Source organism: 'Vigna radiata' phytoplasma (genome assembly GCF_030586915.1).
Classification (GTDB): domain Bacteria; phylum Bacillota_I; class Bacilli_A; order Acholeplasmatales; family Acholeplasmataceae; genus Phytoplasma; species Phytoplasma australasiaticum.
On sequence record NZ_JAOSIS010000016.1, the window covers coordinates 1 to 11,785 of the forward strand.

General features: G+C 25.2%; 10 protein-coding genes and 1 pseudogene. All 11 read right to left on the minus strand.

Annotated elements, in window-relative coordinates; translation table 11 throughout:
* Positions 1 to 262: pseudogene (locus OC710_RS01770) on the minus strand (group II intron reverse transcriptase/maturase); the annotation flags it as partial.
* A 559-nt stretch (positions 263 to 821) separates the two neighbouring features.
* Complete coding sequence (gene alaS, locus OC710_RS01775; protein ID WP_054598526.1) at positions 822 to 2,870, minus strand: alanine--tRNA ligase; 2,049 nt, start codon at positions 2,868 to 2,870, stop codon at positions 822 to 824.
* Positions 2,871 to 2,910: 40 nt separating this feature from the next.
* Positions 2,911 to 3,099 carry a 50S ribosomal protein L32 gene (rpmF, locus tag OC710_RS01780; RefSeq protein ID WP_054598525.1) on the minus strand — a complete coding sequence of 63 codons (189 nt, stop codon included), beginning with the start codon at positions 3,097 to 3,099 and terminating at the stop codon, positions 2,911 to 2,913.
* A 1,197-nt stretch (positions 3,100 to 4,296) separates the two neighbouring features.
* Positions 4,297 to 4,746 (minus strand): tRNA (adenine(22)-N(1))-methyltransferase TrmK, encoded by a 450-nt coding sequence (locus OC710_RS01785; RefSeq protein ID WP_054598515.1) that lies wholly within the window; start codon positions 4,744 to 4,746, stop codon positions 4,297 to 4,299.
* A 2-nt stretch (positions 4,747 to 4,748) separates the two neighbouring features.
* Entirely contained in the window at positions 4,749 to 6,053 is a 1,305-nt protein-coding gene (locus OC710_RS01790) for a sigma-70 family RNA polymerase sigma factor (protein ID WP_054598514.1), read from the minus strand.
* A complete protein-coding gene (dnaG, locus tag OC710_RS01795) occupies positions 6,031 to 7,935 on the minus strand; it encodes a DNA primase (RefSeq protein ID WP_304514977.1) in 1,905 nt (634 codons plus the stop codon). Before dnaG ends, OC710_RS01790 begins: the two co-directional genes overlap by 23 nt.
* 57 nt (positions 7,936 to 7,992) lie before the next feature.
* Positions 7,993 to 9,351 (minus strand): glycine--tRNA ligase, encoded by a 1,359-nt coding sequence (locus tag OC710_RS01800; RefSeq protein ID WP_004994725.1) that lies wholly within the window; start codon positions 9,349 to 9,351, stop codon positions 7,993 to 7,995.
* Between the two features lie 20 nt (positions 9,352 to 9,371).
* The gene (era, locus tag OC710_RS01805; protein ID WP_004994726.1) at positions 9,372 to 10,277 is read right to left on the minus strand and encodes a GTPase Era; all 906 of its coding nucleotides are present in this window, start codon (positions 10,275 to 10,277) and stop codon (positions 9,372 to 9,374) included.
* Between the two features lie 50 nt (positions 10,278 to 10,327).
* Entirely contained in the window at positions 10,328 to 10,747 is a 420-nt protein-coding gene (gene ybeY, locus OC710_RS01810; RefSeq protein ID WP_004994727.1) for an rRNA maturation RNase YbeY, read from the minus strand.
* 201 nt (positions 10,748 to 10,948) lie between these two features.
* Entirely contained in the window at positions 10,949 to 11,122 is a 174-nt protein-coding gene (rpsU, locus tag OC710_RS01815) for a 30S ribosomal protein S21 (protein WP_004994728.1), read from the minus strand.
* Positions 11,123 to 11,368: 246 nt separating this feature from the next.
* Positions 11,369 to 11,581: a hypothetical protein gene (locus OC710_RS01820; protein ID WP_004994729.1), complete on the minus strand. Its 213-nt coding sequence runs from the start codon at positions 11,579 to 11,581 to the stop codon at positions 11,369 to 11,371.
* Positions 11,582 to 11,785 lie beyond the last annotated feature (204 nt).

Here is an 11,785-nt window from a genome sequence, read left to right on the forward strand (position 1 = left end):
TCGGGTGGTAACCATTATTGACGTATTCCCGATGGTATCTTTCTAGTTTCTTAAGATTGATTCCATCGATGGTTTCATTGTCGATTCCGGGTGTACCCGCTCCCTTGTTAGCCGCAATTTTATTAAACGCTGTTAACGTGTTGTAAAAGTTATTCATTCCCTGCTGGAGTTCTCTTTTTAAAGAGTAGCTGTTTGATGAACAATATTGAATTTTATTCAATGTTCGCGAAAGTTTAGTTTCTGGTGAAACCGTTGTTGACATAATATATCAACCCGTTTCCCGATACCATTGAATAACTAGTAAATTACTTTCTTCTTTCGCCCTATAAGAGTGATTAACTCTCTTCTTGGTAAGACGATTAACTAAATTATTCCAAATTTAGGTTTATCCTTACGACTACTAAAAAGATTCTTTATCCTTGACCATCCGGGCTTTTATTTCCGGATCCGTAAACTTAATTACTTAGTTTTAGGATTCTCCAAGTTACGCTAAAATTCTACCTTAATTCTTTAGGGGAAGTAACCTTCTTTCTTGGAAGGATGATTCCAGGTTTATTGTTTGATAAACTACCCAATACCGAGTATATGTACTGGTAGACTCTGGACTGCTCGTTTAAGCAACTTTCGAGCAGGTTTTAGGATTACATCAATTTTCCTTCTTAGGCCATCTCAGGCTTCTCCATGGAATTATTTGGTGGCTGAGTCTTCTTGACTAATTTGCTTTTGTCGCAACTCGCTTTTATGGTCTGCTATAATATGACATTCTTTCGTTTATCATATCAACCATATCCTTTTCAGGGTTTATCCGCCCTGGCTATTGGTTAGATAGCACGAATTTTAGGTCTCTTTGGCGCCCTACCCGAACCAATAGAATTATAAGATAAAATGGCAAATTTTTGCAAAAATAAAGTATTAAAGGCATGTGTACCGCCGCATAATTGTGTCGAAATATCCTGAATTTCTACTACTCTTACAATGTCATTATACTCGATTTGTTCTAGTAATTGTATTTGTTGATCTTGAGCGTCTTTAAAACTCATTGTTTTAATATTAATAGGATAACTTTCATTAATCCATAAATTTATTTTTTGTTCTATAGCGATTAAATCTTCTAAAGAAAAAGATTTATAATAATTAAAATCAAATTTTAACATTTTGTTATTTAAAAAAGAACCACATTGTTTTATATCAGGGTTGAATAATATTTTTAAAGCGGCGTGTAATAAATGTGTAGCCGTATGATTTAAAGAAATTAAATGTCTTTTTTGTAAATCAATAAATGTTTTTACTTGCTGCCCTAATTCGAAATTATCTTTCGTATAGTGTAAAAATTGTCCATGAGGTAATTTGACAACTTTTTCTATATAACTTTGATTAATCATGCCGCAATCAGAAACTTGCCCTCCCATTTCAGCATAAAAAGGGGTTTTATCTAATACAATTCCATGTTCAAAAATTTTAATTATTTTAGCTAAATTACTAAAACATTCATAACCTATAAATTCACTTTTAATATTAAAATCATTATAATAATTATTATTTTGATAATTTTTATTTTTAAAAATCATTTTACCTTGGTTAGATGATATTTTTTTTTGTTTTTGTAAAATTTTTTCAAATCCTTTTGTGTCTGCTAAAACTTTGTCATTTTTAGCATATTCTATAATTATTTCTGGAGGTAACCCATAAGTATCGTAAAGTTTAAAAAAATCTGAATCCGAAAGTTTTTTCGAAGTTTTCGTAAATTCTAAAAATTTATTCTTACCTTCGCATAAAGTTAATAAAAATTTCTGTTCTTCAGATAAAATTATCGTTTGAATAATCGGAATTTTCGATTTTAAATATGGATAAAAATCTTCCATAATATTAACTACTGTAGGAACTAATTCAAATAAAAAAGGTTTACTAAAACCCAATTTAATACCTTTTTGAAAAGCTCTTCTTAAAATTTTTTTTAAAACATAACCTCTGCCATCATTAGCTAACGTAACACCATCAGCAATTCCAAAAACTAAAGCTCTAATATGATCCGAAATAATATTAAAAATTTCTTTATTTTTGTCTAAATGGTATATTTTATTACTTAAAATAGAAATTTTTTTAATAATAGGTAAAAATAAATCTGTTTCAAAATTATTATCTTTATTTTGCAAAATACAAGCTAAACGTTCTAATCCGGCTCCAGTATCGATATTTTTATTCGATAACTCATGATAAATTTTGCGATTATTTTTAATTTCTAAATTATATTGCGAAAAAACAATATTCCATATTTCAATAAAACGATTGTTTTCTATATTATTCAAAATCAGATCACTATTACGTTGATCATATTTTGGACCACGATCAAAAAAAATTTCGGTACAAGGCCCACATGGTCCTTCACCTATTTCCCAAAAATTTTCTTTTAAAGAAATTAAATTATTTTTATCGATACCTTTTTGTAGCCAATAATTATAAGTTTCTAAATCTTTTTCAAAATAAGTAATATATAATTTATTAATATCTAAGGCTAAAAATTCGTGAGATGTTAAAAATTCATAAGCTAATTCAATAGCTTCTTTTTTAAAATAATCTCCTATCGAAAAATTCCCTAACATTTCAAAAAAAGTATGATGACGTGAAGTTTTACCTACTATCTCGATATCATTAGCTCTTAAACATTTTTGAATATTTACTATACGTTTATGACGAGGTACAACAGAGTTATTAAAATATTTTTTTAAAGGTGATACACCAGCATTAATCCATAATAAAGTAGGGTCTTTATCTGGTACTAAAGATGCTGATGGTTCTAACTTATGTTGTTTAGATATAAAAAAATTCAGCCATATCTTACGAATTTCTTGTGATGTTTTAATTTTAATCATATTATACCTTTTTTTATTTAAAATATTTTTTTAAATATGATTAATTCGTGTCTTTGAATTTCGAAATTAATTTATTTTTATAAAAATTACCACCATTTTTAGTTAAACGATGAGGTAAAGTAAATTTATTAGTATCAGGGCATAATACCAAAGTAGGTGATTTTAATTTGTAATGAGTACGTCTTTTTCTTTTAGCGGTTTTACTAGTTCTTCTAAAGGGGACAGCCATTTTAATTATTCTCCTTTTATCATTATTAAATAAAAAAAAATTTTTTATTTAATAATAAAAATTAATTTTAATTAATGAATTTTTTAAAATAGAAGTAAATTGAATTGTTGTCTGGCGTTTGAGAAGGGATTCGAATCGTGATAGAATTACTACATTTCGTTATTTCTAACTATTATAATAAGCCCCACACACCACCGGACAAGCTAGTTTCCCAGCATCCGGCGATTATTTAAGTGATAATTCGGTTTAGCTAAAAATTTATATATTTCGTGAGCTTTTCTCCATCTAGATAGATCAAAACTCTTTATTTCTTTAATATTTATAAATAATCATTATTTTAGCTTATCTAAAACATTAGAATCAGATAATTTTAAGATTTACAAAATGACTAAACCATCACAAAAATTTCCTCTTTCGCCTTGTACCAAGCTTTCCTTGGCTCCTTGGTGAGTCAGTTTAATCAAGTGTTCCAACTTGATTCTTAAATTTCTCACGACTACTATGATTCTGCTTTCTCCTTGCCCCCAAAGTGCATACCTTGTTTTAATAATTAATTTTATTCAATTATTGAGGTTTAGGAGGATGAAAGTTACTCTTAATATTTACCATTATTGACTTTTAGGTGAGATGACCAAAACTAAATTTAAAATAAATTTTAAAATAAATCGAATACCTTTTAGTTTCGGTAGGCTTCCAAGTTTGGTTATTATTGATAATACCATGAAATAGGGATTCATTTTCATAGTTACTTGGATTGATAGATATATATAGTTTTCTATCAGTTGAGATATCACTCCATTTTATTCTCTTAGCCTCATTTCAGAGGTTATCCATGAGTCATTATTCAGTTTACAAGATTTCCTAGACTAAACTATTTCGTCCGTTCCTTGTTTTTATAATCTACTATAATTATTATTTCTTTCGTTATAATAACCGATTATATACTGCTACTGATTATCATGCAGTAGGTGATTGGTTAAATCACTAAATATAAGGCATCTTTTTCGTCCACCCCCGACCGACGGCTTAGAAGGCCGTTGCTCTATCCTGCTGAGCTACTCAAACATTTTCAAAAAACAACTTATATTATACTAGAAATATACAATTTATAATTAATTTATAAAGGTAAATTTATTAATTATTATTAATATTTTATAATTAACTACTTATTATCTTATCATTTCAAGAAAAAAATAACTAAAAATTAATATTTTTAGGTTGAATTTTAAAAAAAATATAATCAAATTTATCCGAAAAAATGTAATGTTTTATAATTAAAAAATTATTATTTTTTAACCAATTAAATAATAAATGTATTTTACTTTGGCAACCTAATAAACATGGTTTAGTAATTGGAGCAGTTTTTAAAATATTTATAATTGTATAAGCTCCTAAACCACAAATAACCGCTAAATCGAAATCCGAATAAATATTTTTAAAACCATCGCTAACAAAAAATTGAACAGGATAATTTTTTAAATTCTTACGAGCATTCGATAAAGCTTTAGGACTGATATCTGCGGCAATTCCTTTACAAATATAACCTAAATCTAACGCTTTTTTTAATACTAATCCATGATCTGTACCAATATCAGCTACTGTATTATAATTTTTAATTAATGAAGCTATAAATAAAATTCTTTTCATATTTATTTTCTATTTATATTTTTGTATAAAATCTTTAATTTATTTTGCCTTGAAGGTGATCTTAAACGTCTTAAAGCTTTAGCTTCTATTTGGCGAATACGTTCGCGTGTCACACCCAATTTAGCTCCAACTTCTTCTAAGGTATGTACTCTATTATCGCCTTCTAAAATTCCATATCTCATTTTCAAAACAAGTTGCTCTCTAGGGGTTAAAGCTTCTTCAAGCGATTCTTCTAAAGTTTTTTTTAAAGTTTCTTGTAACATATAATCATGAGGCGAAATAGCGTTAGGATCGCTAATAAAATCACCTAAAGAAGAATCATCTTCATCACGAATAGATGTTTCTAAAGAAATCGTTTCTTTTTCAATCATTTGTAAATCATTAATTTTTTTTGTTTCTATATTCATAGCCTTAGCTATTTCATGATTTTCTGCTTTTCGAGCTAAATCTTGAGTTAATTTACCTCTTAAACGCGAAATTTTATTTAAAATATCTGAAACATGAACCGGACATCGAATAGTACGAGATTGATCGGCAACAGCTCTAGTAATAGCTTGTCTAATCCACCAAGTTGCATAAGTAGAAAATTTAAAACCTTTTGTATAATCGAATTTATCTACAGCTCTCATCAATCCCATATTACCTTCTTGGATTAAATCTAAAAATTTAATTTTCCTGCCTATATATAATTTAGCTACTGATACCACTAATCGATAATTAGCTTCAATTAATTTATTTTTTGCTATAACAGCTTTATTAATTGATATTTGGAGTTTTTCTAATTCCTCGTCAGTTATAGAAATTAATTTATTTTTAAAATCTTCTATTTTTTGTCTAGCTTTTACTCCTTCATAAACTAATTTAGAATTTTCTTTTTCTTTTTCTAAAGTTAATAAAGGGATTTGTCCAATTTCTTTTAAATACATTCTTACAGGATCATCAACTTTAATTGAATTGGCAATTTTTTTTAAATTAATATCTTCCTGTATTTCTTCGGAACGAATAGTTTCGATATTAATATTTTCATCTTCTAAATCTTCTATATCTAACATATCATAATCAGCATTTTCTAATTCATTTTGAGTTTTTTTTGATTTAAAATTTTTAGATGTTTTTTTATTAATTATTTTACTAGCTGTTAACAAACATTTAAAAATTTTTCGATAAATATTATTTATGTCTTTAACATTATAACTAAACCATTTTAATTCTTTTTTTAAAATATCAACTAAAACTGTTTCACCTTTTTTTTCAAATTGCAAAATTTTTTGTTTGTAGATTTTTTTAATTGTCATTTTTAGATTCATCATGAACTCCTATATTTTTTAACTTTAATAACTCTTTTTGTTTATGGGCTATTTCTAATATTAATTGTTTCAGATCATTATCTTCATTGTTATTAGTGTTTATAATTTGTTCTGATAAATTTTGCAATTTATTTTTAAGAATTTTTAATTCTTGTCGAATTTGATCCATTAAATGCATTTTTAAATAACAATAAAATTCATTTAAACTTTCAGCTTTCCGTATACGTATTTTTTTTTTAAATAAATAGTTATTTTTAATTTCTAAAAATAAACCATAAATATCAAATTCTTTTGATAATTCTGATATAAAATCGCGATAAACTTCCATAAAACGATCTATATCTATACCATTTTTTATTTCATTTTCTGTTGCATCATTTTGATAATAAACATCAATTTTATCTATTAATTTTAAAAAATTTATATTAGAAACGACATGATCATAAATATCGTGTTTAATTGATTTTAAATGTTCTGAATTTAATAAAATTTCAATTAAAATTTCTTTTTCTACAAGACTTATAATATTTTGGGTTGGTTTTTGAACTTCTTGAAAATACTTTTGACGCATCAGAATTGTATAATCATTTTGATTCATGATTTTTTTATGATGAATATCATTATTTATAAAAAGAGAATATTTTTTATAAATATTTTTGCAATAATCATATTTAATTTTATCATCATAATTTTTAATTAAATTAAAGATATGGCGATTTAAAATTGTTATTTCTATATCTTGTTGTAAATATTTTTCGATCATATAAAAAACATAATCTTGAGATTTTTGCAACAAATTTTCATAATTAAATAATTCTGATTCAGTTAAATTTGAAAAAAAATCATCTGGATCTTTACCATTAGGTGGATGCCAAATAAAAACCTGTAACTTTTGTTTTGTTAACATATCAGCTATTTTATATGTAGCTGTTATACCCGCTTCATCACCATCGAATGCAATTATAATTTTTTGAGCATTTTGTTTTAACAAATCAATGTGTTTTGGAGTTAATTGAGTACCTAAAATAGCAATAGTGTTATAAATGTTAAACTTATAAAAAGCTATAACATCAAAAATACCTTCGCATAAAATAACATCTTGATTTCGTTTAATAAATTCACAACTTTCAAATAAATTATATAATAAATTACTTTTTTTAAATAAAACTGTTTCATTATTAAATAAATATTTAGGATTATTAGGATCTGTTTTCAAAGATCGGCCGACAAAACCTATAACTTGACCTTTTTCGTTAGTTAAAGGAAACATAATTCGATCATAAAAAAAATCACGATATTGTTGAGAATCATCTTTGGATGGGACAACCAAACCCAATGATAATAAATCTTTTATTTCAAAACCTTTATTTAATAAATGATTTTGAAGAGCTTTAGGATGAGCATGTGCATAACCCAAATTAAATTTTTTAATTAATTTTAAATTTAATTTACGTTTTTTTAATAAATAATCTAAAACATAATGATTTTCGATATCATTTAAAATACATTCTAAAGCGGTTTTAAAAAAATCTTGGGTATGTTCTAAAATATTTATCAATTTATTGTTTACATAATCTTGTGGTTGACTTAATATTTGTAAATTAAATTTATAATTTAATTCGTGGGCAGCTGCTTCTAAAGTTATTTTTTTTAATTTAGCCCAAAAAGCCGTTGGACTACCCCCTTCATGACAGGCCATACAAACAGCAATATTTTTTTCTGGTGAAACAGAAAAAGAAGGAGTTTTTTCTTTATGAAAAGGACATAAACTCATAAAGTTTTTTCCTTTTTTTTCTAAAGTTATTCCGGCATATCGGCTAACTAATTCATGAATAGGTATTTTTTTATTAATTTGCTCAATAAATGATAATTTTTTTCTCATATGGTTCATATTTATTTTTATATTATCCAGTTTAGATCAATTAATTTTAATAATTTATTAAAAAGATATTTTATCTACCAAATAATCCTTAAGATGTTCCAAGGGTATAAATTCTTGATTTAAAGAATCTCGATCTCTTATAGATACAATATTTTTTTCTAAAGTATGATTATCTATTGTGCAACAATAAGGTGTACCTATAGCATCTTGTCTTCTATATCTTTTGCCAATACTTTGAGTTTCATCATAAATAACTTCAAAATAATTACATAAAAAACGTTGTATTTGTTTAGCTTTTTCTCGATGAATATTTTTAATCAAAGGCAAAATTGCCACTTTATAAGGAGCTAAAAACGGATGTATCTTAAATAATATTCTCTCTGTTTGGTTTGTTAAAGTTTCTTTTTGTAAACTATTTAACATAACAGCTAATAATAATCTTTCGACTCCTACAGAAGGCTCTATCACAAAAGGATAAAATTTATTACATTGTTGATGATCTGAATATCTTAAATCTATACCTGAATGCTCTTGATGTTGCTTTAAATCAAAATCATTACGAGCAGAAATCCCCCATAGCTCATCAAAACCCCAAGGAAAATTAAATAAAATATCAGTAGTATTGCTAGCATAATGACTTAATTCTGTTTTATTATAATCTTTAAATTTTAAATTTTCCGTTTTTAAACCTAAATCAAGCAAAAAATCATAAGTATATTTTTTCCAAAAATCAAACCATTTTTGAGTTTCTTGAGGATGATGAAAAAATTCTAATTCCATTTGTTCAAATTCACAAGTTCGAAAAATAAAATTTCCTGGAGTAATTTCATTACGAAAAGATTTGCCGATCTGACCAATACCAAAAGGTATTCGTTTTCTAGAAGTATTTAAAATATTTTTAAAATTAACAAAAATACCTTGACAAGTTTCTGGTCTTAAAAAAATTATATTATTATTAGATGGCACTGAACCCTGATGACTTTGGAATAACAAATTAAATTGTTTAACCGTAGACCAATTAGAAGTATTTAACAAACGATACTTAATAAGATATTGAGTCATTGATTCTAAAGACATTCCATGAACATCAATATTTGGATTATGTTTTTGAATTAATTTATCTGCTCGATAACGTTTATTAGTATCTTTATTTTCCGCTAAAGGATCAGTAAAATTTTTAATATGTCCGGAAGCTTCCCAAACTTTGGTATTTAATATTATAGAACTATCTAACAATAATGTATCTTCTCTCTCTTGAAAAAATTTTTTTTGCCAAGCTTTTTTAATATTTTGTTTTAATAAGCACCCTAAAGGTCCATAATCAAAAGTATTGGCTAAACCTCCATAAATTTCACTTCCTGGAAAAATAAAACCATTTTGTTTTGCAAAACTAATTAACTCTTGTAAAGAAAACATTTCTTTATCCTTTGCTATTTTTAATTAAAATTAATTGATATTCCGATTTTTCTTAAAGAATTAATATTATTACGCCATTTTTTTTCAACTTTAACCCATAAATCTAAATAAATTTTTTTATTTAAAATTTGTTCAATATCTTTTCGAGCTTCAATGCCTATTTTTTTTAACATATTCCCTTGATTACCTATTAAAATCTTTTTTTGATTATTTTTTTCAATTAAAATTAGTGCCGAAATATTAACAACAGCAGAAGAGTTTATCGGAGAAATATTTTCGATCAAAACAGTGGAAGCATGAGGAATTTCTTGATGCAAATAATAAAGAATTTTTTCTCTAATAAGTTCCGATATAAATTTATTTTGGTTTATATTTGTTTTAATATGAGATGGATAATAATTTTCGCCTTCAGGTAAAAATTCTAAAATATGTTGTTTTAAAATATTTATATTATTATTATTGTTGTTAATAGATGATATAGGGACAACGGCATCAAAATTAAATTTTTTAACATAACTTAAAATAATTTTATCAATAACTATTTTTTTATACAAATCCATTTTATTAACTACTAAAATAATTTTTTTATTATATTTTCTAAGAAGATCTAAAAACTTTTGTTCTCGAGAAGTTTGTTTATATTCCCGATCTACTACCAATAAAATAACATCAGCTTCATTTAAACTTTTTAAAGTTACTTGATACATCATTTTATTTAATAAATACTTATTATTCGCGTGTAAACCAGGAGTATCAATAAAAATAAATTGATAACAAGAAGAAGTATCAATACCTATAATAGCATCCCGTGTAGTTTGAGACTTATAACTAGTTATAGATATTTTTTGATTAATTAAAGCATTAATAAGGGTAGATTTTCCTACATTAGTATTACCAATAATAGAAATAAATCCTGATTTAAACAAAATACCCCTCCTTTTTTATAAATAAAATAGCCTAATAAAATTTTTTGATTTTAATAATAATCAAAATGTAAATTATGTTTTTTTAAGATTTTTTGCTGTAAATCAATCATTTCGCATAATGATTCTTCTGTTTTATCTTCATAACCTTTTAAATGAAAATAACCATGTAAAGCCAAAAAACTAATCTCTTGTTCATCACGAATATTATGCTGGATAGCTTGTTTAAAAGCTTTTGGTAAAGCAATTAAAATATCACCTAAAGAAATATCATTTGTATAATCATTAAAAGCTAAAACATCAGTAGTATAATTTTTTTTTAAATAAAAATTATTAACTTTTTTCATATATTTGTCGCTAACAAAAATAATATTCATTTTTTTACCTATATCCAAATTTTGAAATATTTGCGTCAAAACAATACTTAAATTATTAATTTCAAAATTAGTATTATTTATTATTTTAACATCCATAATTCAAATCTTATCCAAAAATCAAAATTTGCTAAATTTGCATAATCACAAAAAATAAATTCAGAATTTGCTTTTATTTATTATCGCCATTTATATTTTGCAATTTTAATAAATAAAAATAAAAACTGAAAAAATTTATAATTTATCTAAAAATTTATCTAAAATAAAAAAAGTTTTTGATAAAAATAAAAAACTATTTTATTAACGTTTTTTTGATTGAAATTTTTTAGCACGCATTTTTCTAGCTACACTAGGTTTGATAAAAAATGCTCTTTGACGAACTATAGCGGTAATACCCGATTTAGAAACTTCTCTTCTAAAACGTTTATATGCATCTTCAATTTGTTCATTTTCGCGCGTAATAACTTTTGGCATGTAATTATTATTTCTCCTTTTTTTATCATTTTAATATATCAGTAAACAGTTTATTAATTTCATTTTTTCAGTAAATAAGTAAATAATTTTATTTACATCCACAAAATTAAAATCATCTAATCAATACGTTGCTTTATTATAACATAAATTACAATAAAAAGATATAAAAAATATACTAAAATGGATATTTTTTGCATATTGAGAATGATTTTAATCCTATTAATATATAAACTATTATTTAAATAATCATAATATTGATTGTTGCATAAATAATTGTAAAAAGAGAATTAAAATCAAAACACTAATAAAACGATTAAATTTATCTATACTCTTATTACTTTTAAAAGTTCCATATTGTTCGGCAAACACATCAGTTACATCTGTTTCTGAAGAAAAAAGCACACTAATAATAATAATAATACATATAATATAGATAATATAATTGGGTAATGCAAACATAATACCACCTTTTTTTAATAATTTTAAATCGGGATAGATTAACTCGGTTTAGAAAGTACATTGATAATTTAACTTTAATATTCGCAATTAGCCCCCCACAGAACCGGACAAGCAAGTTTCCAAGCATCCGGCGCCTAATATCTGATTACAGATATTGAAACTCTTTCGCCATGTAAAGGTTATTACCCTTTGCCGTGGTCAGGT